This is a genomic window from Brucella pecoris (assembly GCF_006376675.1).
Lineage (GTDB): Bacteria > Pseudomonadota > Alphaproteobacteria > Rhizobiales > Rhizobiaceae > Brucella > Brucella pecoris.
Genome location: NZ_VEWK01000004.1, coordinates 120,824 through 146,926 on the forward strand (window position 1 = coordinate 120,824; position 26,103 = coordinate 146,926).

Genomic DNA, 26,103 nt, shown 5'->3' on the forward strand with positions numbered 1-26,103 from the left:
TGATGGCCCCTTCATTTTATCGTCTGCCAGCCCGTCGCCTGCCCTTGCCCGACGCCGCAGCACCCTGTTCCTCGAACAGCGAGGCAAGTTGCTCCGTCATGGCGCCGGCCAGCTCTTCCGCATCGACAATCGTGACGGCACGCTGATAATAGCGCGTGACATCATGGCCGATACCGATGGCAATCAGTTCCACGGGAGAGCGCGTTTCGATTTCCTCGATCACAGCGCGCAGGTGACGCTCAAGGTAATTCCCCGGATTGACGGAAAGCGTCGAGTCGTCGACTGGCGCGCCATCCGAAATCATCATCAGGATCTTGCGCTGTTCAGGACGCGCCAGCAGCCGCTGATGCGCCCAGATCAGCGCTTCGCCGTCGATGTTTTCCTTGAGCAGACCTTCGCGCATCATCAGGCCGAGATTGCGCCGTGAACGACGCCATGGCGCATCGGCGCTCTTGTAGACGATGTGGCGCAGATCATTGAGGCGACCCGGATTGGCAGGCTTGCCGCGCCCAAGCCACGCTTCGCGCGACTGGCCGCCCTTCCATGCCTTGGTGGTAAAGCCCAGAATCTCCACCTTCACGCCACAGCGTTCCAGCGTACGGGCGAGAATATCCGCGCAGGTCGCGGCAACCGTGATCGGACGACCGCGCATGGAGCCGGAATTGTCCAGCACCAGCGTCACGACCGTATCGCGGAAATCCGTATCGCGCTCCTGCTTGTAGGAAAGCGGCTGTGTCGGATCGATGACGATGCGCACAAGACGGGCCGAATCGAGATAGCCCTCTTCCAGATCGAAATCCCAGGAGCGATTCTGCTGCGCCATCAGGCGGCGCTGCAAGCGGTTGGCCAGACGCCCGACCACGCCCTGCAGATTGGCAAGCTGCTTGTCGAGGAAGCCACGCAGGCGGTCGAGTTCCGCCTCGTCGCAAAGATCGGTCGCCTCGACCTCTTCGTCAAACTCGCGCGCGAAGACCTTGTAATCGACATGCTCGGAAAAATTAGCGAAAGGCTGGTTTGGACGGCGTGTATCGCCCGGCGTTTCCGCGTCGATATCGTCGCTGTCGTCCATTTCATCGGCGGAAGCATCGGCGGCATCCATCTCGCCCTGCTCGCCTTCATCACTCGAACTGTCGGATTCCTCGCTCTCGGCGGAATCGGAACCTTCCTGGCTCTCGTCGCCGCCTTCCTCGTTTTCGTCGGAATCCGGCGTCTGCTCGTCATTCTGCTCTTCGTCGTCGCTCGGCTCTTCCTGCGACAGCTCTTCCGCCATGTCCATCGAGGCGAGCATGTCGCGCACCGTGCGCGCAAAAGCCTGCTGATCGTCGAGATTATCGCCAAGCCGCGCAATGTCGGCTGCCGCCTTCTGCTCGATCCAATCGCGCCACAGTTCGAGCACCTGCCCCGCTTCCGCAGGTGCAGCCCGCCCGGTCAGCTTTTCGCGCAGCAGAAGCGACACGGCTTCCTCGAGCGGCGCATCTTCCTTGGCCGTCACGGCAGCAAAATTGGCGCGGCTATATTTATCGGCCAGCATGGTGGAAAGATTGTCCGCCATGCCGGACATGGCGCGGGCGCCGATGGCTTCCACACGCGCCTGCTCGACTGCGTCGTAAATCGCGCGCGCCTGCTTTCCTTCCGGGGCGAAGCTCGCGTGAATGCGCGGATTATGACGCGCCTGACGCAGTGCCATGGAATCGCCGAGGCCGCGTGTGACGGCAATATCATGTGCGGTCGGACGCTTCGGCAGGTCGGGAAGACGAGCGCGATTAGCGCTCAATGCCGGGCGATCATTGGTAAACGCCACCTCCAGCTCATGCTCGCCGGAAATAGCACGGACGCAAGCCGTTAGAGCACGCTTGAACGGTTCGGAATCCACCGGTCCCGGTTTACGCTCGCGCGAATTATCGCCTATTCCTGACTTCTGGCCCGACATATGCCTATCCTGACTTCGCTTTCAAGCAAGGGCGAAGCTGACCGCCCCCGCATCAGACATTGCTCTGCCGCCGGATAATTATCAGGCGGCAGGCTTCTTCCACATCAGGCGAGAACGATATTGGCTGCCGATTCCGGCAGCTCCACGCCGAAAGCGCGCTGATAGAACTCTGCCACAATCGGGCGTTCCAGTTCGTCGCACTTGTTGAGGAAGGTCAGGCGGAAGGCAAAGCCGACATCGTTGAAGATCGCGGCGTTTTCTGACCATGTGATGACCGTACGCGGGCTCATGACGGTCGAAAGATCGCCATTGACGAAGGCCTGGCGGGTCATGTCGGCCACACGCACCATCTTGTTCACGATCTCGCGGCCTTCGGCATTCTGATAATGCTTGGCCTTGGCGAGAACGATGTTCACTTCATTGTCGTGCGGCAGATAGTTCAGCGTCGTCACGATGGACCAGCGGTCCATCTGTGCCTGGTTGATCTGCTGGGTGCCGTGATAGAGGCCGGTGGTGTCGCCGAGGCCAACGGTGTTGGCGGTCGCGAACAGACGGAAAGCCGGGTGCGGGCGGATGACACGGCTCTGGTCGAGCAAGGTCAGGCGGCCCGAGGATTCCAGAACACGCTGGATGACGAACATCACATCCGGGCGACCGGCATCATATTCATCGAACACCAGCGCCACATTGTGCTGATAGGCCCAAGGCAGGATACCGTCCTTGAACTCGGTAACCTGAACGCCATCCTTCACGACGATGGCGTCCTTGCCGACGAGATCGATACGGCTGACATGGCTGTCGAGGTTGACGCGGACACACGGCCAGTTGAGGCGCGCTGCGACCTGCTCGATATGGGTCGACTTGCCAGTGCCGTGATAGCCGGAAACCATCACACGACGGTTATAGGCAAAGCCTGCAAGGATCGCGAGCGTCGTCTGACGGTCGAAAAGATAATCCGGATCAAGCTCCGGCACATAGGAATCGCCTGCCGCATAGGCCGGCACGGTCATGTCGGAATCAATCCCGAACACGTCACGCACCGAAACCGTTGTATCCGGCAAATTGGCTATATCCCGCTCAACCTTGTTCATCATGCCTCCAGAGCGGCAGGCAGCGACCGGCCGCGACATTCAACTTTCATCCGTGGGCATATTTTCCGGCGAGCCGGACGGTATGCCCCTTCCGTAATTCGTTGCGGGCATCCGTGCTTGCATCCACGCAATCGCGCGGCAGAAGAATGTCCGTTGGAGCTATCGACGACGGCTCCCATAGTCGGCCTGTCAGGCCCAAACAGGCTTTAGCAAAAACCTGCCTGCTTGAGCAATTGATAAGCCTGAATAACATCGCGGAATCTTTCTTCCGATCCGCGATCACCACCATTCGCATCGGGATGGTGCTGCTTTACCAGCTCTTTATAGCGCGCCTTGATCTTATCGCTAGTCGAATTTGGTTCAAGACCGAGCGTCGCCAGCGCCTTTATCTCGAGCGTACGCGGTTTGCGCTGGGCCTTCTGACCCGGCGCGTGTCCCTTGGCTTCCTTGAAAAGATTGAAGGGATCGCGGATACGGTTGTGATAGGAGGCCGAGCCGGAGCGCATCTTGGCCACATCCGGCGATGTGCGCGGTTTGGCGGTGGAATTCGCAGTCGTCGACCAGGTCGGGCGATGGCCCGTGATCGCATCCTTCTGGAATTTCGCGATGTCTCCATCGGAAAGACCAGAGAAGTAATTGAAATTTTTGTTATATTCCCGCACGTGATCAACACAGAAGCGGAAATACTCGCCTTCACGCATGCGTCCGACAGGCGCGCGATGCGTGCCTGGCTTGTCGCATCCGTCCCACTGGCAGCAAGGCCCCGAAGCCTTCGCTTCTGCGGTCTTCTTGGGCTTGATACGGATACTGTCGAAAAATTTTGAGTTCGTTGTCATCGAATCGAATTATGCGGATTATGAGTTGCTGAACAAGAATTGACATTTCGTCCGGTATGGCTTTGAGCCATTTCAACTGGGCGAAATTTTGAAGCAGGTGGCTTTCCTGTGCGGATTTGCCCCACCTTTTGCCACCGAAGCAGCGTTATATGAGGCACAGCGTCTATATGGGGAGAAGTGGTCCAAATGTCCATTCACAATAGCAAACAAAGCGCAATGGAAGCCAAACTGACCACGGCTTTCGCTGCCGAACGGCTTGAAGTCATTAATGAAAGCCACCTCCACGCCGGACATCATCACGAAGAACGCGGCCAGCACGAGGTCTATGACGGAACCGGAGAAACCCATTTCCGCATCCGCATCGTTGCCGAGGCTTTTGCCGGAATGAGTCGCATCGAGCGTCATCGCGCCATCAATGCGCTTTTGAAGGACGAGCTCGACGGCGGTGTGCACGCATTGGCGCTTGAGCCCTCGGCTCCCGATGAACAGACGCGGCGTTGAATAATTTTCAGATTAGCCTTTCCCGCCCCAGCCTCGACTTGCCGTCACTGACGGGAGAATGACTAGCCACGTAATCGGATGGGGGAGAGACAATTCCAGAAACGTGTAAAGGCGCCCTCGCAGGCACCTTTACACTATGGATCGAACTTTACGGAGAAATGAAATTCCCGGAATGAAACCAGTATAAACGAACGAAAGAAGGTTTTATCTCTTCATTATAAATAACAAATAGAATAATAATTCACCCGAAGTTTTCGCATCCTAATATAAGCCATACACAATGGCCACAACATGCCATGAATTCTATATAACATTATACTTACAATAATTTCAACAATATTTTATTCACGTCTACTGGTTGTTTATTTAGCATATTAGGAATTATTACATTTTTTATTCGTTTTATCTAATAAGAGGCACTCGAAAATATTATGAGGAATCTGCAATCGCAAAGCTGCAGGCCAAGGTTTCAGACGAAAAAATAGCTTTGGGAATTCAGAAAAGTATTTGAAAATCAGAATGTTAAATAGAATCCTGCAGCGGATTACCCGTTATTGGGGCAGCGCCGTGACAATCGGGGCCGGTTTGCCATCGGCATCGAGCGGTACGATACGCAACCGTGTCAGCCGGTTCTTTTCCTTCTTCAGGACGGAAAAGCGCTTCCCGTAAAAGGTGAAAGCCTGCTTCACTTCGGGAATGGTCTGGGTCTCATGAATAACCAGACCAGCAATCGTGGTTGCCTCCTCATCGGGTAAAGACCAGTCAAGGGCACGGTTGATATCGCGAATCGGCAGCGAGCCGTCGACGATCACTGAACCGTCCGGCTGCAGGCGAACACCCTGGATTTCGATATCGTGCTCGTCGGCAATATCGCCGACGATTTCTTCCAGAATATCCTCGAGCGTCACCAGCCCCTGCACATCGCCATATTCATCGACGACGATGGCAATATGCGCCTTGCGGCGAAGAAACGCGTCGAGCTGGTCCTGCAATGTCGTCGTATCCGGCACAAACCACGGCTTGCGCGCGACCTTCATGATATCGATGCGCGTAAAATCATTGTCGACATCATAAAGTGTGCGCAACAGATCCTTGGTGTGGATGATGCCGACAATATTGTCGATATCGTCGCGCCAAAGCGGCATGCGCGTATGCGGACTGGCAAGAATATCACGCACGATCTCATCCGCCGGAGCATCGGCATTGACGGTACCCATCGAGGTCCGATGCACCATCACGTCACTCACCTCCAGTTCCTTGAGGTCGAGGAGGCCGCCCAACTGGTCGCGGTCTTCCTTGATGAGCGACTTGTCGCGATGCAGCACCTCGACCGCGCCGCGCAATTCGTCCTGCGGGCTCAGCATGGAACGACCAGCGGCAAGATTGATGCCGCAAGCCTTGAGGATCGCACGCACGATCCGGTTCACGACACTGGAAACAGGGCCGAGGATCAGCACGACCAGCGACACGCCGCGCGCCACACCGAGCGCAAACCGATCAGGGCCTGCAATCGCCCAGGATTTCGGCAGCACTTCCGCGAAGATGACCAGAATGACCGTCATTGCCAGTGTCGCATAGGCGACGCCCGCATCGCCGAACAGGTTGAGGAAAATGCTGGTGGCGATCGATGAAGCCAGAATATTGGCGAGATTATTGCCGATCAAAAGCGCGCCGATCAGCCGGTCGCGGCGACCAATGAGGCGCTGGACCAGCCCTGCGCGGTCGTCTCCATTATGCTCAAGCGTGAGCATGCGGGCGCGCGACGCTGCCGTCAGCGCCGTTTCGGACCCTGAAAAGAACGCGGAGAGAATGACGCAGAGCAGGATAATGCCGCACATAACCCAGAGCTCGAAAGCCATTCGCCTTGTCCTCTTATAGCAGGGCGCTAAGATGCTAACGCATCACGCCCTGAAGTTGCTCAATCGCCGCACTGGCTTAACCAAGTCTCGATGAGTCAAACTCACCGAGACTTGGTATTATTTCGTTTCCAGACGTTCTTTCAAAAACTCTAGCACGGCTGCGGGCGGCACGTCCTTGGCAATAAAGGACTGGCCGATGCCGCGCGTCAGGATGAAGGTGAGCGCACCGCGCGCCACTTTCTTGTCCTGCGCAATATAGTCCATCAACTTTTCCGCCGGGGGCAATCCGCCCGGCACATCCGGCAAGCAGTATGGCAGGCCGACAGTCTTCAGATGCGCTTCGACGCGCTCCGCATCCTCGATACCGCACAGGTTCATCTTGACGGAAAAGCGATGGGCCAGCGCCATGCCGATCGCCACACCTTCGCCATGCACGAGGCGGCTTGAATCGTAACCGGTCGCCGTTTCCAGCGCATGGCCGAACGTATGGCCGAGATTGAGAAGCGCGCGATCACCGGTTTCGCGCTCGTCGCGGGCAACGACAGCAGCCTTGCAACGGCAGGATTCGGCGATGGCTTGCGTCCGCGCCGCACCGCCGGAGAAAACCTCCTGCCAGTTCTGTTCCAGCCATTCGAAAAAGTCGGGACGATCGATCAGACCGTATTTTGCAACTTCGGCGTAACCCGCCCGGAATTCGCGCGGGCTCAGCGTATCGAGAACTTCCGTATCGGCCAAAACAAGCTGGGGCTGATAAAAGACACCGACAAGATTCTTGCCATGTGCCGTGTTGATCCCGGTCTTGCCACCGACGGAGGAATCAACCTGCGACAGAAGCGAAGTCGGCATCTGCACGAAATTCATGCCACGCCGTACGATACCGGCGACGAAGCCGGAAAGATCGCCAACCACACCGCCGCCAAACGCCACGACTGCGTCGCCACGCTCGAGCCGTGCTGCCAGTACAGCATCGGTCACGGTTTCCAGCGTGGCGAAGGATTTGGATTTCTCACCCGGCGCAACGATGATCGGCGTTACATCAATACCGGCCTTGGCAAAGCTTGCAGTGAGGCGTTCCAGATGAGCGTTGGCGACATTTTCGTCTGTCACCACCGCCACGCGCACGCCTTTCAGACGCCTTGCCACTTCCTCGCCCGCACGATCAACCAGCCCCTTGCCGATCAGAATGTCGTAGGAACGGTCGCCAAGCGAGACGGGAACGGTTGTGACACTGGCATCGGCGGTCAAAGGCGCATTCATGCGTAGTCTCCAATATCATGCGGCTAGAGCGCATCCCGAAAAGTGCGAAGCGGTTTTCGGACAAGATGCGCGTAAAAACAAAAACTAGAGCATTTCCAATGACTCATGCAAAGCAGGAAATGCTCTGGGAAATCAGCGGTTCCTTCTACCGAACCGACTGAGCCTCTAAATTTTCGAGATGATCCGCCAGAACATCGAGCAGTTCGGCAGCGATCACTTCCTTCTTGTCGTCGCGGGTCATCAACTGGAGATCGGCCAGCGCATAGACGGGATAGCGTTCGTTCATCAGCCGCAGCATGACGCCGCGCGGATCGCTGTTCTTCAGCAGCGGGCGGTTCTGGCGGCGCGATACGCGCTCCATCAGAATATCGATTTCCGCATTGAGCCAGACGGAGACACCTGCACGACCGATTGCCGCGCGTGTTTCGGCATTCATGTAGGCCCCGCCACCGGTTGCCAGAACCATCGGCCCGTCTTCGAGCAGACGCATGATGACGCGGCGCTCGAGATCGCGGAACTCGACCTCGCCATAGGCTTCGAACAATTCAGGAATGGTCATGCGGGAAACCGCTTCAATCTCCGTATCGGCATCGCGAAACGGCAGTCCGAGCAAGGCTGCCGCCTTGCGTCCGACGGTGGATTTTCCTGCCCCCATCAACCCCACAAGCACCACGACTTTCGAACCGAGCAGATCGCGGATCATCTCCGCTTTCTCATGTAGATTGTTTTGTTTTGTCGTACCGCTCATTGACCTCGTCCATTTGCTCCGGTTCCACATGAAAAACAGCGCGACGTCAATTGCTTTGATTGGTTTTCAGGGCATGCAGGACCGGAAATACGGCTTTTTTGCCTGATTGCACGCTCGCTCCCTCTTTCATTTTCCTCTCCTTGCTTTCGTCTCCCTCTCCTTGCTTTCGTCTCAATGCCACAGCATAAAAGATGAATGCCTACGTTGACGCGCCTCGTCCTGTTTATCGCTCTTGTTGCCGCCATCGTTTATGGCGCGATGTATGCGCTTGCCAATTTCGTTGAGCCGGACATACGCGAGATCACCGTCGAAATACCGGCTTCAAAGCTGAAACCGGTCACGATTGCGCCTCCGGCAGCTCCCACGGCCGAGCCTGCTGCGGCAGAAGCTGTCGATACGGCACCCCAATCGTCACAGGCACCGCAGGAGTGACGATGCGCGCATCGCTGGCGATTGAGAATTTTCTGGAAATGATGAGCGCCGAACGGGGTGCTGCGGAAAACACGCTTGAATCCTACCGGCGCGATCTTGAGGCAGTGGCAGAGGCACTGTCAGCCCAGGGCGTCAATCTGGCTGAAGCCGGGCCAGACCATATTCGCGGTACCATCGATGCCATGGCAACCGAAGGCTTTGCCGCAACATCGCAGGCCCGACGTCTGTCAGCGCTGCGCCAGTTCTTCCGCTTTCTCTATTCGGAAGGCTATCGGCAGGACGATCCGACCGGCACGGTCGATGCGCCCAAGAAGCAAAAGCCGCTGCCGAAGATCATGAGCGTAGAACATGTCACGCGACTTCTCGACCGTGCAATGCTCGAAACCAATGAGACAGCCGAGCCGACTGACCACATCAAAGCCTTGCGCCTTCATGCGCTTCTCGAAACGCTCTATGCCACGGGGCTTCGTGTCTCGGAACTTGTCGGCCTGCCCGTCACCGTCGCGCGCACCGACCACCGCTTTCTGCTAGTGCGCGGCAAGGGCTCCAAGGAACGCATGGTTCCGCTTTCGCCCAAGGCACGCGAAGCGCTACAGCGCTTCCTCACCTTGCGGGATTCCTTGCCCGGCAGCGATGACAATCCATGGCTGTTTCCGGCTTTTTCGGAAAGCGGCCATCTGGCGCGTCAGGTTTTTGCCCGCGAATTGAAGGGACTTGCCGCGCGGGCAGGATTATCGGCGGCGGCTATCTCGCCGCACGTGCTTCGCCACGCCTTTGCCAGCCATCTGCTGCAGAATGGCGCCGATCTGCGCACCGTGCAGCAATTACTCGGCCATGCCGATATTTCCACCACACAAATCTATACGCATGTTCTGGAGGAAAGACTGCATAAGCTTGTGAGCGAGCATCATCCGCTTGCCGATTAGCCTCTGTCCGGTTATGAGAAAATCAAAAATTTGCAAGATGAGCCAGTAGTGAATATGTAAAGCGCCGTAAAACAGCCTTTTTCAGGCTCGCAATAGCGCTAATCCCTTTGGAAAAAGCACGAACAGTCAGGCCCGATGTACAACTATCTCGATTTTGAAAAACCCGTCGCCGACCTTGAAGGCCAGATTCTTGAGCTGAAGAAGCTCGCCCAGGAACAAGGTAGCGTCGAAATGAGCGACGAGATTCGTCGCCTCGAGAAGCGTTCGGCCGATGCGCTGAAGGACATCTATCGCAAGCTGACACCATGGCAGAAGGCGCAGATCGCCCGCCATCCGGACCGTCCACACTGCCTGGAATATATCGACCGGCTGTTCACCGAATTCACCCCGCTTGCTGGCGACCGCAAATTCGCCAATGACGAAGCCATTCAGGCCGGTTTCGGTCGTTTCAACGGTCAGGCCGTCGCGATCATCGGGCAGGAAAAAGGCTCCGACACCAAGACGCGCCTGAAGCACAATTTCGGTTCGGCCCGCCCGGAAGGCTATCGCAAGGCCGTCCGCATCATGGAAATGGCCGACCGGTTCCAGTTGCCGCTCATCACCTTTGTCGATACTGCAGGCGCCTATCCGGGTGTCAGCGCTGAGGAACGCGGTCAGGCCGAAGCCATTGCTCGTTCGACGGCAGAGTGCCTGCGGCTGCGCGTTCCTGTCATCTCGATCATCATCGGTGAAGGCGGCTCCGGTGGCGCCATCGCCATCGCCGTTGCAAACCGCGTCTATATGCTTGAGCATTCGATCTATTCGGTGATCTCGCCCGAAGGTGCTGCCTCGATCCTCTGGCATGATTCGACCCGCGCCAAGGATGCCGCTTCCAACATGCGCATCACCGCGCAGGACCTGTTCGATCTCAAGATCATCGACGGCATCATTCCTGAACCCCTCGGCGGCGCACATCGCGGCAAGGAAGCCGTCATCGATGCGGCTGGCGACATCATCACCGCATCGCTGCGCTCGATGAAGGATGTCGACGGTGAAACGCTGAAGCAGGAACGCCGCCAGAAGTTCCTCGAAATCGGTCGCAACATCTGATTTTCACCACGAATAAGAGCGCATCCCGAAAAGCGTAATGCGGTTTTCGGAACAAGATGCGCGGTACAAAACAAAGAGATAATTCATCCGGGAGGCCTCGCACCTCCCGGATTTGCATCATGCTGCAAATTCAGCCATATTGCCGACGCGCTGGATTTTAGCTATCTGAGCAAGGATTTATAAACGATACCGTAAGGTTTCAGTTTTAAAATTCCACGTTCAGGAAATTGGCTTTTGCTCATAAAGTCTCTGGCGTAGCTCTAACAGACTCGATGCGACATGAAGATCAGAACCGCAATTCTAGGCTCCGTAATGGCAACCGCGCTCCTCGCGGGCTGTCAGGGTTCGTCCGTATCCGATCTAAGCCTCCGGGCTGAGAAGCCGCTTCCCGAAAAGGTCGTTGCCAAGATGAAGGCGAAGGGCATGACCCGCACCTCGCCGATCATGGTACGCATTTTCAAAGAAGAAGGCACACTTGAGGTCTGGAAGCAGAAGAACAACGGCAAGTACGACCAGATTGCATCCTACGAAATCTGCAAGTGGTCGGGCAAGCTCGGGCCGAAATTCATTGAGGGTGACCGTCAGGCGCCGGAAGGTTTCTATACCGTCCGCCCCGCCCAGATGAATCCGAATTCCAGCTATTATCTCTCGTTCAATATCGGCTTCCCCAACGCTTATGACCGCGCCAATGGCCGCACCGGCCAGCATCTGATGGTGCACGGCGCATGCTCGTCGTCGGGTTGCTACTCGATGACCGACGAACAGGTCGCCGAGATTTACGCCTTCGGTCGCGACGCCTTCAAGGGCGGCCAGCGCGATTTCCAGATCCAGGCATTTCCGTTCCGCATGACGGCTGCCAACATGGCGCGCTACAAGAGCGATCCGAATTATTCGTTCTGGAAGATGCTGAAGCAGGGCTACGACGCTTTCGAAACCGCCAAGGTACCACCGAAAGTCGATGTCTGCGAAAAGCGCTATGTGTTCAACGTTGCGACGCCTGACGGCCAGCCTCTGTCTGCAACGGATGCCTGCCCGCCATCGGCTGGCGGCGAGGCCATGTCCTACGCGTCTTACGAAAAGACCTATCAGTCGGCATTCAGCGCCAGCCAGAAGGCGCCGGCACCGTCCATTCAGGGCATTACCGAAGCCAAGCTCGTCTCCGCCTGGAGTGCTGCGCGTGCACGCGGCGAGAAAGTAACGCGCGAACCACCGTCACTTTCTCCCGCTTCTGCAGAAAAGGCCGGCGCACCGGACATTCGCCCGGCAACGCCGTCCGTACAGCCGACAGCCATTGCGGCGACGCCGCAACCGGTTGTCATTCCTGCAGCACAGACCGCAGCCGTGCCCGCACTGCAGCCGAATCCGGCAGACCCCGCACAAGCGTCTGCTCCACAAATCTCACCAATGACGACCGCAAGCACGGTGGCGCAGAATGTCGAACAACCGGCACCTGTCGCAGCCCCTGAACCGAAAAAACCATGGTGGAAGATCATTGGGAACTGACGACCCGGCAGGATGATATTCCTGTCTACGACCTGAGGGGGCTTAAATGCCCCCTTCCGGTTTTGAAAACCCGCAATCGTCTGGAAAAAATGCCGAGCCAAGCGTTTCTCTGGGTGGAGGCAACCGATCCGCTGTCAGGCATTGACGTCCCGTATTTCTGCACGCAGGAAGGCCACGCCCTCGTCGCACAGGAGCGTCGAGGGACATTGCAGCGCTTCCTTATTCGCAAGAAGTAAATATCAGCTCCGGGGCGAGAAACCCGGAATAGCCAGCGGGTTTTCGGTCAGCGCGGCACGGTCGGGCCTGTCCAGCGCCGGGCGTCCTAAAAACGCATCGAAAAGCTCGCGAACATAGGTTTCCGGCAGATCCTTCACGATCATCACCAGAAGCGTTTCATGTTTATCCTGCGGCCATTGCGGCAGGCGTGCGGGCGGATGGAAAATCTTCTGCACCCCGTGAATGACCACCGGGCGATCCGGGTCCTCGGCGATCTGCACGATGCCCTTCACGCGCAGAAGCTTCTCCCCATGGGTCGAACGCAGAAGATCGAGGAACATGTCGAAGGTCGATAGCGGGATCGGCGCATCATGGCGCAGCGAAAAGGACCGGATCGCATCGTCATGGTGATGATGATGCGCGTGGCCATGATGGTGGCCATGATGGTGATCGTGGTGATGATGGTCGTGATCGCAATCCGGCCGGCATACATGAGCATGGTCATGATGATCGTCCTCATAGGCTTCCGCCTTCAGCCAGCGCTGCACATCCGCCGATTTCGTTTCCGGATTATAGAGACCGCATTCGAAAAGCGCCGCATAGCCTGTGCGCTGTTCACCGGCTTCCAGAATGTCCGCACCAGGATTGAGTGCTTGAAGACGCGCCTTCAATGCAGCCAGTCCTGCTTGTGCTTCCGGAAGATCGGTTTTGGTCAGCACAATGCGGTCGGCCATCGCCGCCTGCTTGACGGCTTCCTCATGATTATCGAGCGTCGCCATGCCGTTGACGGCATCCACCGTCGCCAGAACCCCATCGAGCCGGAAAGCCTGCATGAGCACGGGATGCCCCATGATCGAATGCAGCACTGGTGCCGGATCAGCAAGGCCGGTGGTTTCGATGATCACGCGCTTCAGCGCCTTGATCCGCCCGGTCTGGAGGCGGTCGATCAGATCGGCCAGCGTATCCACCAGTTCGCCGCGCACCGTGCAGCACAGGCAGCCGTCGGACAGCTCGATCACGCCTTCGCTCGCCTGCTCGACCAGCAGATGATCGATGCCGACTTCGCCGAACTCGTTGATGATCACCGCCGTATCACTCAGCGCCGGATCTTTCAGAAGCCGGTTGAGAAGCGTCGTCTTGCCTGAACCGAGAAAGCCGGTCAGCACGGAAACGGGAATGGGATTCGGCATATCAGTTTATCGCAGTGGTATTGGCACCCGCGGAACGCTGCGGACGCGGCATCGGCACCGGAATCTGCGAAATGTCGAGCTGGCTCGGCCGGGTCGTCGGGCCCGGTTCGGAAACCAGACCGACCTTCACCGCCACCGGGTCGTGATCCATCGCATGGATATAGGGCGAATTGATTTTCAGCTTGCCTTCGACATCGCGTCCGTCCCAGCGATCGGCCATGGCCTGCTGGCTGCAGATCGCCTTGCGCATGTCGACAGCCTGATCGAGATTGCCGCCCGCGGCGGGACGCAAGGTCGCCAGCGTCGCGCCACCACCGGCACTTGCGCGGAACGCATCGGTCATGAGCTGTGCCGCCTGAACCGCGCGCGCTTCCTGCCGGTCGGCACCGAGAATGATTGCCAGCACAGTCCGGCCATTGCGCGTCGCCGAACTTGCAAGGTTGAAACCGGATGCGCAGACGAAACCGGTCTTCATACCGTCTGCACCATCATAGCGGCCAAGCAGGATGTTGTAATTGGCCTGAACCTTCTTGCCTGCACCCGGATCGATCGCCTCGGTCGCGAAATAATGCGCATATTGCGGAAATTCGCGGCGAAGCTGCACGGCCAGAACTGCGAGGTCGCGCGCCGTCGTATAGTTGTTGGGATTGTGCAGGCCATTCGGGTTGGCAAAATGCGACCCGACCATACCGATACGCTGCGCTTCCTCATTCATGCGCTGCACAAAACCGGATTCCGTTCCGCCCACGGCTTCGGCAACGGCAACGGCAACGTCATTGGCCGACTTCACCAGCATGATCTTCAACGCCGTATCGAGCGTCATGACAGATCCCGGCTTGTAGCCCATCTTGCTCGGCGGTTCTTTGGCGGCGTTAACCGTCATGCGTACCGGAGAATCCAGCGTCATCTGGCCCGACTGCAGCGCACGGAATGCCACATAGGCCGTCATCATCTTGGTGAGGGAAGCGGGATACCAGCGCTGAAAAGCTTCCTGCTGCTGGTAGACCTTGCCGGTTGCGACATCCACTGCAATCGAGGGATTAGCCGCAGCTGACGCCAGCGCGGTAGCGGACATGCCAGCAGCTGCAAACCAGATTTTCAATGATTTCGACATCATTCCGTAGTTCCAATCGAAATAGCCTGCAACTTCTGCGGGTTCGAATTGCGCTCTAGAGCATTTCCAGCAAAAATGCGAAGTGGTTTTGCGTCGGATAATGCATAAAAACATAGAGGTAGAGCCGTTCCAGTGACTCTGTATCAACTGGAACCGCCCTGATGGGAGATTAACGCTTTCTTTATCTATGCCATGTGGCGATGAAAAGGCAAACAGGGATTGCCCGCTTTCATCGAAACGTCATATCCTGTTTCCTTCAAATCATGCCCAATCCGGGGAGCCATCCGAAAATGCCAGTGTTGAATCGTGCCGTTGAAACGCAAGCGGAAATTGCCGCATGGCGGCGAAAACTGCACCAGAATCCCGAACTTCTCTACGACGTGCACGAAACTGCAAAATTTGTCGAAGACAAGCTGAAATCCTTCGGTTGTGATCTTGTGGAAACAGGCGTTGGACGCACCGGCGTCGTCGGCATCATCAAGGGCCGCCACGGCGATGGCCCGGCAATCGGTCTGCGCGCCGACATGGATGCCCTGCCGATCACCGAAACCAGTGGCGTCGAATGGGTCTCACATAATCCCGGCAAGGCGCATTCCTGCGGCCATGACGGCCATACCTCCATGCTTTTGGGCGCGGCGCAATATCTCGCAGAGACCCGCAATTTCCGCGGCTCGGTCGCGCTTCTGTTCCAGCCTGCCGAAGAAGGCGGTGCCGGGGGCCTGGCCATGGTCGAGGACGGCGTGATGGACCGCTTCAATATTTCGGAAGTCTATGGCGTCCACAATATGCCGGGCCTGCCGGTCGGTCAGTTCGCGATGCGAAAAGGCCCGATCATGGCCGCGACTGATGAGTTCGATCTTTTCATTACCGGACGCGGTGGCCATGCGGCGCAGCCGCACCGCACCATCGATCCAATCCTGACGGGTTCGCAGTTGATGATTGCTCTTCAGGGCATCGTGTCGCGCAATACCGATCCGCTCGATTCACTTGTGATCTCGGTGACGAAGTTCATTGCCGGCGAGGCTTATAATGTGATCCCGGAAAAGGCGACACTGTCGGGCACTGTCCGCACGCTAAAGAAAGAAACCCGCGCCTTCGCCGAACGCCGTATCCGCGAAGCCGCGGCCGGTATTGCAGCAGCCACCGGCGCGGAAATCACCGTTCGCTACAAGAACAATTATCCGGTCACCTACAATCACGATGCGCAGACGGAATTTGCCGCCCGCGTCGCCAGCGCGGTGGCGGGCGAAGGCAAGGTGGACGAAAATGTCGAGCCGATGATGGCGGCGGAAGATTTTTCCTACATGCTGGAAGCGCGCCCCGGCGCCTATATCTTCCTCGGCAATGGCGACACGCCCGGCCTTCACCACCCTGCCTATGACTTCAACGACGACGCCATTCCTTATGGGGTCAGCTATTTCGTGGCGGTAGCGGAAACAGCACTTGCTGCCTGATGCCTGAATAAATCCGCCTGCCCCGCTTTTTGCGGGGTTGGCGACAGCTATGAAAACCATTATGTCTCGAAAAGTGTCGGCTGGCTGGAATCAGCGGCAGATGCTCATCGGTTGGTCCCGTAGCTCAGTAGGATAGAGCGACAGATTCCTAATCTGTAGGCCACTGGTTCGAATCCAGTCGGGATCACCATTTCAGCAAATATTGTCCAAACCAAACATCGCACAAGCGTATGCTGAAAATACAGAGTTAGTTTTTTTCATGAATAGTCGGGCGAGCTTCCTCGCCCGACTATTTAGTGATTAAGAATGAAAGCGGCGAATAGCCTCATCCTTACTACCGGGATGACGCTTTCCAGTATTAATTTCGGAAATGCGTCCGCCATTCGTATCAAATAGAGCGGCGACACGGCTCTGCAATTCGCCTTTCATGAGCATCAAATGCACCTGAACGGCATCTTCGAAAGTGAGTTTGTATGCGGGTAAAGCCATAGGTTTTATCTTTCCAAAAACCGGAAAGAACCTTGACTTGTATCGCGAATGCGAACATGGTCACCTCGTGATCACAAATCTCCGCCCTTTCCGGCGGTTTCTATCAAGGCCAATCTAGTTGCTGCTAGATTGGCCTTCTCCTTTGTTGCGTGCGAATCATTCCCACAAGCAACAGTAGAATTTTGATAGAAAAGGGGAAACTCCGCAACACAATATATAGATATTCACTGAGACATAGGCAGAACATCCTATATCTAGTGGGTCAATTGTTGATAACGGGGACAGACGTCATTGAAGCCGAGGCCTTTAGCTACGAGTAAGATGAATACTAATCCCCAAGTAGACATCGATCACTATCGAAACTCACCCCTCATACGGCCAATTGGCCTGTGAAAAGACACCGCCATCGACCCAGATCGTCTGGCCGGTCACAAAACGCGCCGCATCGGACGCAAAGAACAGGACGGGACCCGAAATGTCTTCCGCCGTTCCTACCCTGCGCAGCGGCGTGATGCGCGCCCAGGTGCCCGCATAGTCGGGCTGCTCTTCTGCTGTGCGTTCATTGAGGATCGCGCCGGGGGCCACGCAATTCACCCGAATTCCGTGCGGCCCAAGCTCCACCGCCGAAGCCTTGGTGAACTGCTCTATGCCACCCTTCGATGCCGTGTAGGAAACCAGTTTGGGAAAGGCGAGCTTGTTGCAGCCCGAGCCGATATTGACGATGGCGCCACCCTTGTCGGCCTCAACCATACGCTTTGCGGCAGCCTGCGTGTTGAGGAAACAGCCTTTCAGATTGGTGCGAATGACATCGTCCCAACCGTCTTCAGAAAGTTCCAGCAAGGGTGCCCATGTCTGGATGCCCGCATTGTTGACCAGCACATCGGGTGCATCGCCGAACCAGTCGCAAACCTCATCGAAGAAGGCTTCGACCTCGACGCGCCTTCCGACATCGCAGCCAAGCCCGAGCGCCTGACCGCCAGTCTCCTCTATGGCTTCTACGAGCGATTGTGCAGCTTCGTCATCGTGCTTGTAGCTGAAGGCCACCGTGTAGCCCGCCTCGGCAAAAGCAGAAACAAGATGTCTTCCAATGCCGGTGCTGCCACCCGTCACCACCGCGAATTCACCCATGCAAGCGCCCTCCCAGACCTATTTTCGGCGATAAACTTAACTGGTTTTCAGCGGTGGTAAATCGGCAAAAAAGAAAATATCTTTCGGCTGAATGCGAGGAGAGAAAAATGAATCCCGATATCAAGGAAGCCAATGGTGCGTGCCACTGCGGAACCGTGCGCTTTCGCGTCAAATTATCCGATGGCCTGCATACGGCAAGGCGCTGCACCTGTTCCTATTGCCGGATGCGCGGTGCGGTGGCCGTTTCGGCTGATCTGGGTGGGCTGGAAATCCTCGAAGGCGAAGACGCGCTGACACTCTACACATTCAATACGGGCCTCGCGAAACACTATTTCTGCTCCCGCTGCGGGATCTACACGCACCATCAGCGCCGCTCCAATCCGAACCAGTTCGGCGTGAATGCGGCTTGTCTGGAAGGCGTCTCACCTTTCGATTTCGCCGTCGTTCCCGTGACCGACGGCGTCAATCATCCGTCCGATAATCCCGAACGGCGCGGCTCAGGCATTGTCGGCTACCTGCGCTTCGAGCCGGTTGAAAGCGATTAACGCCTCATCGACCTTCGCTCGTTCCGCTCCCATGAAAACACAACGGGCGGCAGCGGATCGAGGCCGCGAATAATATCCGCTCCCTTTTCGCCGATCATGATGGTCGGCGCATTGGTGTTGCAGGACGGAACGCGCGGCATGATCGAGCTGTCGCAAACCCGCAAGCCTTCGAGCCCTCGCACTTTCAGATCAAGATCGACAACAGCCATAGCATCCGTACCCATCTTGCAAGTGCCGACCGGATGATGATCGGTCTTGGCATTGGCGCAGGCATAATCGAACAGATCATCATCACTGACGACCTTCGCGCCCGGCAAGCGTTCGGCCATAACATAGGGCTTCAATGCGTCCTGTTGCATGATTTCGCGCGCGATCTTCAGACCTTCAAGCGACATCTTGCGATCATGCGGGTCGCTCCAGTAATTGGGGTCAATCAGCGGTGCAGCAGCCGGGTCGCTGGAAGCCAGCCGCACGGTTCCACGCGAGCGCGGATGCAGATAAGCGGAATTGAGCGTCACGCCTGCATTCTTGAGCTTCTCGACACCTGCCTCAATGCCCGAACCCAATCCCAGATGAAACTGGATATCCGGCGAGCGGGCATCCGGGTCCGCATACCAGAAGCCGCCGGTTTCAAAGAGGCTGGACGCTACAGGGCCGGAACGCAACAACAGATATTGCAGCCCCGCGCCAAGCGTCCGATGCAGCTTCGCCACGCCATCATAAGTATGATCGCCCGTGCATTCGGCAATGACAAACAGGTCGAGATGATCCTGCATATTCTCACCCACGCCCGGCAGATCATGCTTCACACTCACGCCAGCTTCTTTAAGATGATCGGCCGGGCCGATACCCGATTGTAGCAGAAGTTTCGGCGAACCGATGGCGCCGGATGAAACAATCACTTCGCGGTTTGCCCGCAAAACCTCGCCGCTCATCAGCGTAACGCCGGTTACATGGGTCTTTTCCAGCTCGATGTTGCGCACTGGTGCATTCATGCGGATCGTCAAGTTCTTGCGACCCTTGATCGTGGACAGATAAGCAAGCGATGCCGACGAGCGGCGGCGATTGCGCTGGGTGAGCTGATAAAAGCCGACGCCTGCCTGTTCGCGCCCGTTGAAATCCGGATTATACGGGATGCCCAGTTCCTGCCCTGCGCGGATATAGGCGTCGCAGATCGGCAGCGTCGCAGAAGGCATCGAAATGCCAAGCGGCCCGCCATAGGAATGAAAATCATCGTTGAAACGCTGATTGTCTTCGGCGCGTTTGAAATAGGGCAGCACATGGCGATAGTCCCAGCCGGTGCAGCCATCTTCGCCAGCCCAAAGATCATAATCGGCTGCATTGCCGCGCGTATAAATCTGCGCATTGATGCTGGAGCCGCCGCCGATGACTTTTGCCTGCGTATAGCGCAACACCCGATTTTTGAGGTGTTTCTGCGGAACGGTTTCCCAGCCCCAGCTCGCCACACCCTTGGTCATCTTTGCAAACCCGGCAGGCATGTGAAACAGCGGATTCCAGTCGCTGCCACCAGCTTCCAGCAACAGCACTTTGACCGATGCATCTTCGCTCAGACGATTGGCGAGAACACAACCGGCAGGCCCCCCACCCACGATGATATAATCGTAATCCATCGCCCTACCCTTATAATTTTGCAATCGACAGACCACCATCGGCATTGATTGCCGAGCCGGTCGCAAAAATGAAATCGCCACCGGCAAGCCCGGCAACAATCGCGCCGACATCGCCGGCCTCGCCCCAGCGTTTCATCGGCACCAGACCACCGTCGATCAGTCCGTCATAACGCTCGGCAACACGCGCTGTCATATCGGTGCGGATGATACCGGGACGCACTTCGAACACGCCGATCCGCGCTTCGGCCAGACGCAGCGCAAGCCCCTGCACGAAGGCCGTCAGCCCCGCTTTGCTGATGCAGTAATCAAGCCGTTCGGGTGATGTCATCACCGACGAAACCGAGCTGATCGTTATAATGCTGCGTGGAAAACGCACTTCTGTTGCAGCCAGCATGGCCTTCACCACGGCCTGCGTGAAAAACACCGTGCCGCGCAGATTCACATCCATGATCATGTCGAAATTTTCGGGCTTCAGTACGAGAAAATCGCCGCGCTCGACCGAGCCCATGCCTGCATTGTTCACGAGACAGTCAATACCGCCGAATTCTTTCATCACTGCGGCAACGGTTGCCTCATGCATTCCAACGGCAGCCAGATCGCTTTCGAAGAAAGCCACTCTTCCACCAAGCTCGCGCAATTCATGGATGACGGCCTCGTCACGTTCGCGGTCGGTAATCGCCAGATCGAAGCCCTTGGCGGCCAGAGTGCGGGCAATACCAAGCCCGATCCCGCGCCGCCCGCCAGTCACCAGTGCCACGGGTCTTTGACGGTTCATGCCAGTATCTCCCTTTGAATATGGTCGGATACGCGCAAGGCCTGCGCCGCAATGGTCAGCGCGGGATTGACCGCCGCCGAGGTCGGCAGAAACGACGCATCGACCACATAGAGGTTGGGATGGTCATAAGCACGGCAATAAGGATCAAGCGGCGCTGCTGCTCCATCATTGCCAATCCGCACCGTGCCGCATTGATGCGATGGTGTTCGCCTGTCGAACGCCCGCGACAGCACAATTGGAAAGCCCGCTTCACGCAGCGCGGATTTGAGCTTATCTACCAGCATCAGATGCGCCTTCCAGTTGGAACGCACCCAATGCAGAATGATGCGATCACCATCCACGCTCACGCGACTTTCCGGCGATGGCAGGTCTTCGCTCATCGCGTAAAAATCAATCGTGTGCCCGGCAATGCGGTTCAAAAGCCATTCCGGCACGCGAGGCATATTGGATTTCAGGATCGCGCCCGACACCCGCCCCAGCAATTGCACATTGCCAAGCGGCGGCCCACCTGCCCCATCGCTGAGATAGTAATCATTGAAACCAAAGGTCTTCTGGTAAACGCTGTCATTGCGATAGCGCGGATCAAACCCGATCACCGCACTTGCATTGTGGTTCATGAAATTGCGGCCAACCTGATCGGAACGGTTCGCCAATCCGGATCGCAGCAAAAGCGCTGCCGATTGCACCGCACCGGCAGATAGAATAACCAGCTTGGGGCGCAGAACTTGCGCCTCGCCGTTCTTCACATAATGAACTGCCGTAATGGTTTTACCATCCGGCCCAGTTTCCAGTCGCATCACCCGTGCCGAGGTTTCCAGCCGGACATTCGGATGTTTGAGCGCCTCCGCAAGCGGGCAGGTTTCCGCATCCATCTTGCCGTCATTGCTGTTGGGATGCGCGTCCCACGGCGTTTTTGCCTTCGCCAGCCAGCGCTCAATATCAACACCCAATGGCAAGGAAGCCGGATGCAGCCCCGCCTTCTTCAGCCGCGCACGCACATCGGCAATCGGACGTTCATCACGGATAGCCGGATAGGAATAGGGCTTTGAATGATAGGGTTCTGTCGGGTCATCACCCAACTCACCGCACACCTGAAAAAGCTCTTCCGCCTTGCAATACCAGGGCTCAAGCTCATCATAGACAAAGGGCCATGCCGGAGACACGCCTTCAAGATGCGCAAGCTCGTCAAAATCCTCGCGCCGATAGCGCACCAGCACTGCGCCATAGAATTTGGAATTGCCGCCGACATTGTAATAATTTCCGGGATTGAACGGCGTGCCATCCGTCTCATACCAGAACTCTTTGGGGCGAAAGAAACCACGCTGAAAAATGGCGCGTGGGTCGCGGTTTTCCGGCCTGTCCGGCAAGTGCTCCCCTGCCTCAAGAATAAGAATGTCAGCACCTGATGCGGCAAGTCCGGCGGCCATGCTCGCGCCGCCGATGCCCGATCCGATGATGACGATATCCGGCTGTCCTCCCAAAGCCGTCACTCCTTATTTTGCTTGCGGCATCCACCAGCCGGTGCGCGCGCCGATATGCATGTTGAGCGTCTTGGTTTCGGTATAATCCTCCACCGCATGACGGCCCAGCTCGCGACCCAGACCCGACTGGCGATAACCGCCAAAAGGCAGTTCCGGTGTGCCGTCCATGAAGGTGTTCATCCAGACAGTGCCAGCCCGCACCTTGCGGCCAATGTTCATGCAGGTATCGAAATCGCGGCTCCAAACACCAGCCGAAAGCCCGTAATCCACTGCATTGGCAATCGAGATCGCCTCATCCACCGTATCAAAAGACAGCACCGACAGAACCGGCCCGAACACCTCTTCACGCGCCACGGCCATGTCGGCTTTCACGCCTGCAATGATGGTCGGTCCCATATATTGGCCAAGGCCGAGATCCAGCACATCGCCGCCATGGGCAATTGCGGCGCCCGCCTTTCTGGCCTGATCGACATAGCTACCTACCTTATCAAGATGCTGCGGCGTGATGATCGCGCCCACCTGCGTGCTGACATCAAGCGGATCGCCGACGATGACTTTCTTCGACAGATCAGCGACCCGCCCAACAATCTCATCGACAATCGAGCGATGCACGATCAGCCGCGAACCGGCATTGCAGCACTCGCCTGCATTGAACCATGCACCGAACACGGCTGCGTCGATAAAGGCGTCCATATCCGCATCCGGGAACAGGATTTGCGGGTTCTTGCCACCAAGCTCCAGCGATACTTTCTTGAGCGTTTGCGCCGCATTGGCCATGGTCAGCTTGCCCACACCTGTGGAACCGGTGAACGACACCATGTCCACATCTGGATGCGCGCTCATATGCTGGCCGACATCAGCGCCCGTTCCGGTGACGATGTTGACGACACCGTCAGGGACGCCTGCTTCGGCCAGAATTTCGCCGAGTAACAATGTCGATCCGGAAGTCAGCTCCGAAGGCTTTACGACTGCCGTGCAGCCCGCGGCCAAAGCAAATGGCAGCTTCTGGCCCACGATCAGGAACGGGAAATTCCAAGGCGTAATGATAGAAACAACGCCAATTGCCTCGCGCAGCACGACACCAAGGGTGCCATCACCCAGATTATTATAGCTTTCACCATGCAGATCGCGTGCGAGCGCTGCCGCATAGCGCCAGATATCCACGGAACCGGCAATTTCGCCGCGCACCTGAGAAATTGGTTTGCCGGCTTCAATTGCATCGAGATAGGCAAGCTCTTCGGCCCGCGCTTCAATCAGATCGGCGGCTTTCAGCAAAATCAGCGAACGCTGCGATGCCGTTTTAGACGACCAGCGCCCGTCATCGAAAGCCTTACGCGCGCTCGCAACCGCGCGTTCCACATCGGCCTTATTGCCAGCAGGATAGCGGCTTACCGTCACGCCATGGCCGGGCGCTACACGTTCAATAGTCTCGCCGCTTTGGCTTCCAACCCATTTACCATCGATCAGCATGGAGAATTCACGAACTTCAAGCCCGTTCAGCGGCTGCGGTTTTACGACTACGCTCATCACCATTTTCCTTCAAAATTTGCTTCGCGCTTTTCGGTAAACGAGCGCACGCCTTCTTTCAGATCGCCGGTCTTGGCGACCAGAATGGAACCCAGCGCCTCGACTGCCGTGCCATTATCCTCGCCATTGGCGACCGACAGCATCAGTTTGGAAATTTCGAGCGCAGCCGGTCCGCGCTTGGCCACCCGCGCCGCATAGTCCTGCGCGGCTTTTAAAGCCTCGCCTGTCTCCACCACATGATCGACCAGCCCGTGCGACAGCGCTTCCTCGGCCGTGAACATTTCGCCACCCAGCACCATGCGGCGCACGATCTGCGCACCGAAACGGCGCACGAGACGCTGTGTGCCTGACCAGCCGGGGATCATACCAAGCGATGTTTCCGGCAGGCCGATTTTTGCCTGTCGTTCGACAATGCGGATATCGGCGGCACCTGCCAGTTCCAGACCACCACCCAAAGCATGACCATTCATTGCTGCGATCAGCGGCACACGCAAAGTCGCAAGCCGCTCGAACACGCGATGACCATAGCGCACCCAGGCATGGCCGAATTCAGCCGGTTCCATGCCGCCCCAGGCCTTGATATCGCCGCCTGCGGAAAAAGCCTTGCCTTCGCCGGTCAGGATCGCAACGCGCACGGTGCACTCCGCTTCCACCCGATCACAGACCGCAGACAATTCCTGCAGAAGCTCGATATCAAATGCATTGAGCTTTTCGGGCCGCTTGATGGTGATGACCGCAATATGGTTCTCGGTCGAGATTTCTATCCGTTGAGCCATTTAAGCCTCCAGCTTTCGTGCAGGCTTTTGCGGCAATGAAAGGCCTATCGACTGTTCACGGAACAGTGCCTCATCCATGAGTTTAAGCTTATCCGAAACAATCAACGGGAACTCAGCCTGATCGAGAATATGCGTCTGCAAATCGACACCCGGCGCAATCTCGGTCAACACAATGCCTTCCGGCGTCAGCTTCAAGACCGCGCGTTCGGTGACATAGGTGATGTCTTGCCCCTGTTCGACACCACGCGGCCCGGAGAAGGTGACATGCTCGACCTCATTCACGAGCTTCTTGAGCTTGCCTTCCTTCTCGATCACCAGCTTACCGTCAGCGACCGACAATTTCGCCCCTGCATTGAACATGCCGGAGAAGACGATCTTCTTGGCCCTTGCAGTAATATCGACAAAACCGCCAGCACCTGCAGTCACATGCGGACGGAATGACAGCTTCGACACATTGACCGAGCCGTCGCGTCCTATCTCAAGGAAGGACAGAAGCGAGGCGTCGAAGCCTGCGCCCTGAAAATAGGTGAACTGATAGGGCGATGGCATATAGGCATCTGCATTGGATGCGCAACCAAAGGCAAAGTCGAGGAGCGGCACGCCACCAACAGCACCCTGCTCAATCACCCAGGTGACTGCGCCATGCAGGCCCTCTTCCAGCAGAATGCGCGGCACATTGGCAGAAATACCAAAGCCCAAATTGACCGCACTGCCTGCTTGCAACTCCTGCGCTACACGCCGCGCAATCGCCTTCTGAATATTGAATTCGGCCAAGCGGAACGTATCGAGCGGACGGAAAATCTCGCCGGAAATTGCCGGATCGTAAAGTGTCTGCGTTGTCTGTTTCTGATCCTGATCAACCACAATATAGTCAACCAGAACGCCCGGCACGCGCACATCATGCGGTTTCAGTGTGCCTTCCTTGGCGATGCGTTTGACCTGCGCAATGACGATGCCACCATTGTTGCGTGCAGCCAGCGCCTGATCCAGCCCACCAAGATAAGCCCCCTCATGTTCATAGGTGAGATTGCCGCGTTCATCGGCAGTGGTGGCGCGGATGATCGTCACATGCGGCACGATATTGGGGAAATAGAGCCAGTCTTCACCTTCAAAACTGACCTGTTTGACGACCGGCTCTTCACGCGCCTTGTCGTTCATTGCCGATCCCTGACGCTTTGGGTCTACGAAGGTATCAAGCCCCACCTTGGTCAGCACACCGGGGCGTTTGGCAGCAGCTTCGCGATGCATGTCGAACAGAATGCCCGACGGGATATTATAGGCCGGAATCTCGTTATTGGTGATCAGCTGCCAGATCAGCGGCGGCTCTGCGCTCGATGGTCCCGACGGATAGGAACCGCCGATGATCTTCTTGAGAAGCCCCTTCTTGGCAATGTAATCGACACCCTTGATCCCGCTCATATCGCCCGCAGCAATCGGATGCAGCGTGGTGATATTCTTCGGATGACCGGTTTCATCAAAACGCTCGCCAATCGCTTTCAGCATCATATCCGGACAGCCGAGGCCGCTGGATGAAGAAACCGACACGACAGCGCTGTCGGGAATAAGGGATGCTGCTTCCGCAAATGAAATATGTTTGCTCATAAC

General features: G+C 57.0%; 25 protein-coding genes and 1 tRNA gene. 9 read left to right on the top strand and 17 right to left on the bottom strand.

Going from position 1 to position 26,103, the window contains the following annotated elements:
• Positions 1–16: 16 nt before the first annotated feature.
• From cobT to FIB18_RS25415, 4 genes are all read right to left on the bottom strand, one after another.
• On the bottom strand, positions 17–1,930 hold the full coding sequence (cobT, locus tag FIB18_RS09525) for a cobaltochelatase subunit CobT (protein ID WP_140020483.1): 1,914 nt from the start codon (positions 1,928–1,930) through the stop codon (positions 17–19).
• 104 nt (positions 1,931–2,034) lie between these two features.
• Complete coding sequence (cobS, locus tag FIB18_RS09530; RefSeq protein ID WP_140020761.1) at positions 2,035–3,021, bottom strand: cobaltochelatase subunit CobS; 987 nt, start codon at positions 3,019–3,021, stop codon at positions 2,035–2,037.
• A gap of 206 nt (positions 3,022–3,227) precedes the next feature.
• Positions 3,228–3,857 carry a J domain-containing protein gene (locus FIB18_RS09535; RefSeq protein WP_140020484.1) on the bottom strand — a complete coding sequence of 210 codons (630 nt, stop codon included), beginning with the start codon at positions 3,855–3,857 and terminating at the stop codon, positions 3,228–3,230.
• Entirely contained in the window at positions 3,854–4,051 is a 198-nt protein-coding gene (locus FIB18_RS25415; RefSeq protein ID WP_140020485.1) for a hypothetical protein, read from the bottom strand. The genes FIB18_RS09535 and FIB18_RS25415 overlap by 4 nt, the downstream gene beginning before the upstream one ends.
• Here FIB18_RS25415 and FIB18_RS09545 point away from each other — a divergent pair.
• Positions 4,044–4,358, top strand: a complete 315-nt coding sequence (locus FIB18_RS09545; RefSeq protein ID WP_140020486.1) for a BolA family protein — start codon at positions 4,044–4,046, stop codon at positions 4,356–4,358. The two genes, FIB18_RS25415 and FIB18_RS09545, sit on opposite strands and share 8 nt — an antisense overlap.
• A gap of 551 nt (positions 4,359–4,909) precedes the next feature.
• Here FIB18_RS09545 and FIB18_RS09550 read toward each other — a convergent pair.
• From FIB18_RS09550 to FIB18_RS09560, 3 genes are all read right to left on the bottom strand, one after another.
• Positions 4,910–6,217, bottom strand: a complete 1,308-nt coding sequence (locus tag FIB18_RS09550) for an HlyC/CorC family transporter (RefSeq protein WP_140020487.1) — start codon at positions 6,215–6,217, stop codon at positions 4,910–4,912.
• A gap of 117 nt (positions 6,218–6,334) precedes the next feature.
• On the bottom strand, positions 6,335–7,474 hold the full coding sequence (gene aroB, locus FIB18_RS09555) for a 3-dehydroquinate synthase (protein WP_140020488.1): 1,140 nt from the start codon (positions 7,472–7,474) through the stop codon (positions 6,335–6,337).
• Positions 7,475–7,619: 145 nt separating this feature from the next.
• Entirely contained in the window at positions 7,620–8,222 is a 603-nt protein-coding gene (locus FIB18_RS09560) for a shikimate kinase (RefSeq protein WP_140020489.1), read from the bottom strand.
• 195 nt (positions 8,223–8,417) lie between these two features.
• On the opposite strand from FIB18_RS09560, the gene FIB18_RS09565 reads away from it, so the two are divergent.
• The 5 genes from FIB18_RS09565 to FIB18_RS09585 all read left to right on the top strand — a co-directional run bounded on the left by FIB18_RS09565 (position 8,418) and on the right by FIB18_RS09585 (position 12,408).
• Entirely contained in the window at positions 8,418–8,654 is a 237-nt protein-coding gene (locus FIB18_RS09565; RefSeq protein ID WP_140020490.1) for a hypothetical protein, read from the top strand.
• 2 nt (positions 8,655–8,656) lie between these two features.
• Complete coding sequence (gene xerD / locus FIB18_RS09570; protein WP_140020491.1) at positions 8,657–9,580, top strand: site-specific tyrosine recombinase XerD; 924 nt, start codon at positions 8,657–8,659, stop codon at positions 9,578–9,580.
• 135 nt (positions 9,581–9,715) lie between these two features.
• Positions 9,716–10,669, top strand: coding sequence for an acetyl-CoA carboxylase carboxyltransferase subunit alpha (locus tag FIB18_RS09575; RefSeq protein WP_140020492.1), 954 nt, complete (start codon positions 9,716–9,718; stop codon positions 10,667–10,669).
• Between the two features lie 279 nt (positions 10,670–10,948).
• Positions 10,949–12,172, top strand: a complete 1,224-nt coding sequence (locus FIB18_RS09580) for a L,D-transpeptidase family protein (RefSeq protein ID WP_140020493.1) — start codon at positions 10,949–10,951, stop codon at positions 12,170–12,172.
• Entirely contained in the window at positions 12,148–12,408 is a 261-nt protein-coding gene (locus tag FIB18_RS09585) for a sulfurtransferase TusA family protein (protein WP_140020494.1), read from the top strand. The genes FIB18_RS09580 and FIB18_RS09585 overlap by 25 nt, the downstream gene beginning before the upstream one ends.
• Positions 12,409–12,411: 3 nt before the next feature.
• Here FIB18_RS09585 and FIB18_RS09590 read toward each other — a convergent pair whose 3' ends face one another.
• Entirely contained in the window at positions 12,412–13,578 is a 1,167-nt protein-coding gene (locus FIB18_RS09590; protein ID WP_140020495.1) for a CobW family GTP-binding protein, read from the bottom strand.
• Position 13,579: 1 nt separating this feature from the next.
• Entirely contained in the window at positions 13,580–14,695 is a 1,116-nt protein-coding gene (locus FIB18_RS09595) for a D-alanyl-D-alanine carboxypeptidase family protein (protein WP_140020496.1), read from the bottom strand.
• Between the two features lie 287 nt (positions 14,696–14,982).
• On the opposite strand from FIB18_RS09595, the gene FIB18_RS09600 reads away from it, so the two are divergent.
• Positions 14,983–16,146, top strand: a complete 1,164-nt coding sequence (locus FIB18_RS09600) for a M20 aminoacylase family protein (protein WP_140020497.1) — start codon at positions 14,983–14,985, stop codon at positions 16,144–16,146.
• A gap of 113 nt (positions 16,147–16,259) precedes the next feature.
• Positions 16,260–16,336: transfer RNA gene (locus tag FIB18_RS09605), tRNA-Arg, on the top strand.
• A gap of 110 nt (positions 16,337–16,446) precedes the next feature.
• Here FIB18_RS09605 and FIB18_RS09610 read toward each other — a convergent pair.
• Complete coding sequence (locus FIB18_RS09610) at positions 16,447–16,635, bottom strand: hypothetical protein (protein ID WP_140020498.1); 189 nt, start codon at positions 16,633–16,635, stop codon at positions 16,447–16,449.
• Positions 16,636–16,998: 363 nt separating this feature from the next.
• Positions 16,999–17,763, bottom strand: coding sequence for an SDR family NAD(P)-dependent oxidoreductase (locus FIB18_RS09615; protein ID WP_140020499.1), 765 nt, complete (start codon positions 17,761–17,763; stop codon positions 16,999–17,001).
• Positions 17,764–17,870: 107 nt separating this feature from the next.
• Between FIB18_RS09615 and FIB18_RS09620 the strand changes: the two genes are divergently transcribed.
• Positions 17,871–18,308, top strand: coding sequence for a GFA family protein (locus tag FIB18_RS09620; protein ID WP_140020500.1), 438 nt, complete (start codon positions 17,871–17,873; stop codon positions 18,306–18,308).
• Here FIB18_RS09620 and FIB18_RS09625 read toward each other — a convergent pair.
• The 6 genes from FIB18_RS09625 to FIB18_RS09650 are packed head-to-tail and all read right to left on the bottom strand — an operon-like array spanning position 18,305 to position 26,100.
• Positions 18,305–19,939: a GMC family oxidoreductase gene (locus tag FIB18_RS09625; protein ID WP_140020501.1), complete on the bottom strand. Its 1,635-nt coding sequence runs from the start codon at positions 19,937–19,939 to the stop codon at positions 18,305–18,307. The genes FIB18_RS09620 and FIB18_RS09625 overlap by 4 nt on opposite strands.
• Before the next feature lie 10 nt (positions 19,940–19,949).
• The gene (locus tag FIB18_RS09630; RefSeq protein ID WP_140020502.1) at positions 19,950–20,714 is read right to left on the bottom strand and encodes a 3-ketoacyl-ACP reductase; all 765 of its coding nucleotides are present in this window, start codon (positions 20,712–20,714) and stop codon (positions 19,950–19,952) included.
• Entirely contained in the window at positions 20,711–22,195 is a 1,485-nt protein-coding gene (locus FIB18_RS09635) for a GMC oxidoreductase (protein WP_140020503.1), read from the bottom strand. Before FIB18_RS09635 ends, FIB18_RS09630 begins: the two co-directional genes overlap by 4 nt.
• 12 nt (positions 22,196–22,207) lie before the next feature.
• Positions 22,208–23,728, bottom strand: coding sequence for an aldehyde dehydrogenase family protein (locus tag FIB18_RS09640; RefSeq protein WP_140020504.1), 1,521 nt, complete (start codon positions 23,726–23,728; stop codon positions 22,208–22,210).
• On the bottom strand, positions 23,722–24,498 hold the full coding sequence (locus FIB18_RS09645; RefSeq protein ID WP_140020505.1) for an enoyl-CoA hydratase/isomerase family protein: 777 nt from the start codon (positions 24,496–24,498) through the stop codon (positions 23,722–23,724). The genes FIB18_RS09640 and FIB18_RS09645 overlap by 7 nt, the downstream gene beginning before the upstream one ends.
• Entirely contained in the window at positions 24,499–26,100 is a 1,602-nt protein-coding gene (locus FIB18_RS09650; protein ID WP_140020506.1) for an acyl CoA:acetate/3-ketoacid CoA transferase, read from the bottom strand.
• Between the last annotated feature and the right edge of the window lie 3 nt (positions 26,101–26,103).

Excerpts from the sequence above, each read along its gene's own strand:
- cobT (WP_140020483.1), bottom strand. The coding sequence starts at position 1,930 with ATGTCGGGCCAGAAGTCAGGAATAGGCGATAATTCGCGCGAGCGTAAA.
- cobS (WP_140020761.1), bottom strand. The coding sequence starts at position 3,021 with ATGAACAAGGTTGAGCGGGATATAGCCAATTTGCCGGATACAACGGTT.
- FIB18_RS09535 (WP_140020484.1), bottom strand. The coding sequence starts at position 3,857 with ATGACAACGAACTCAAAATTTTTCGACAGTATCCGTATCAAGCCCAAG.
- FIB18_RS09545 (WP_140020486.1), top strand. The coding sequence starts at position 4,044 with ATGTCCATTCACAATAGCAAACAAAGCGCAATGGAAGCCAAACTGACC.
- FIB18_RS25415 (WP_140020485.1), bottom strand. The coding sequence starts at position 4,051 with ATGGACATTTGGACCACTTCTCCCCATATAGACGCTGTGCCTCATATA.
- FIB18_RS09550 (WP_140020487.1), bottom strand. The coding sequence starts at position 6,217 with ATGGCTTTCGAGCTCTGGGTTATGTGCGGCATTATCCTGCTCTGCGTC.
- aroB (WP_140020488.1), bottom strand. The coding sequence starts at position 7,474 with ATGAATGCGCCTTTGACCGCCGATGCCAGTGTCACAACCGTTCCCGTC.
- FIB18_RS09560 (WP_140020489.1), bottom strand. The coding sequence starts at position 8,222 with ATGAGCGGTACGACAAAACAAAACAATCTACATGAGAAAGCGGAGATG.
- FIB18_RS09565 (WP_140020490.1), top strand. The coding sequence starts at position 8,418 with ATGCCTACGTTGACGCGCCTCGTCCTGTTTATCGCTCTTGTTGCCGCC.
- xerD (WP_140020491.1), top strand. The coding sequence starts at position 8,657 with ATGCGCGCATCGCTGGCGATTGAGAATTTTCTGGAAATGATGAGCGCC.
- FIB18_RS09575 (WP_140020492.1), top strand. The coding sequence starts at position 9,716 with ATGTACAACTATCTCGATTTTGAAAAACCCGTCGCCGACCTTGAAGGC.
- FIB18_RS09580 (WP_140020493.1), top strand. The coding sequence starts at position 10,949 with ATGAAGATCAGAACCGCAATTCTAGGCTCCGTAATGGCAACCGCGCTC.
- FIB18_RS09585 (WP_140020494.1), top strand. The coding sequence starts at position 12,148 with ATGGTGGAAGATCATTGGGAACTGACGACCCGGCAGGATGATATTCCT.
- FIB18_RS09590 (WP_140020495.1), bottom strand. The coding sequence starts at position 13,578 with ATGCCGAATCCCATTCCCGTTTCCGTGCTGACCGGCTTTCTCGGTTCA.
- FIB18_RS09595 (WP_140020496.1), bottom strand. The coding sequence starts at position 14,695 with ATGATGTCGAAATCATTGAAAATCTGGTTTGCAGCTGCTGGCATGTCC.
- FIB18_RS09600 (WP_140020497.1), top strand. The coding sequence starts at position 14,983 with ATGCCAGTGTTGAATCGTGCCGTTGAAACGCAAGCGGAAATTGCCGCA.
- FIB18_RS09610 (WP_140020498.1), bottom strand. The coding sequence starts at position 16,635 with ATGGCTTTACCCGCATACAAACTCACTTTCGAAGATGCCGTTCAGGTG.
- FIB18_RS09615 (WP_140020499.1), bottom strand. The coding sequence starts at position 17,763 with ATGGGTGAATTCGCGGTGGTGACGGGTGGCAGCACCGGCATTGGAAGA.
- FIB18_RS09620 (WP_140020500.1), top strand. The coding sequence starts at position 17,871 with ATGAATCCCGATATCAAGGAAGCCAATGGTGCGTGCCACTGCGGAACC.
- FIB18_RS09625 (WP_140020501.1), bottom strand. The coding sequence starts at position 19,939 with ATGGATTACGATTATATCATCGTGGGTGGGGGGCCTGCCGGTTGTGTT.
- FIB18_RS09630 (WP_140020502.1), bottom strand. The coding sequence starts at position 20,714 with ATGAACCGTCAAAGACCCGTGGCACTGGTGACTGGCGGGCGGCGCGGG.
- FIB18_RS09640 (WP_140020504.1), bottom strand. The coding sequence starts at position 23,728 with ATGGTGATGAGCGTAGTCGTAAAACCGCAGCCGCTGAACGGGCTTGAA.
- FIB18_RS09645 (WP_140020505.1), bottom strand. The coding sequence starts at position 24,498 with ATGGCTCAACGGATAGAAATCTCGACCGAGAACCATATTGCGGTCATC.
- FIB18_RS09650 (WP_140020506.1), bottom strand. The coding sequence starts at position 26,100 with ATGAGCAAACATATTTCATTTGCGGAAGCAGCATCCCTTATTCCCGAC.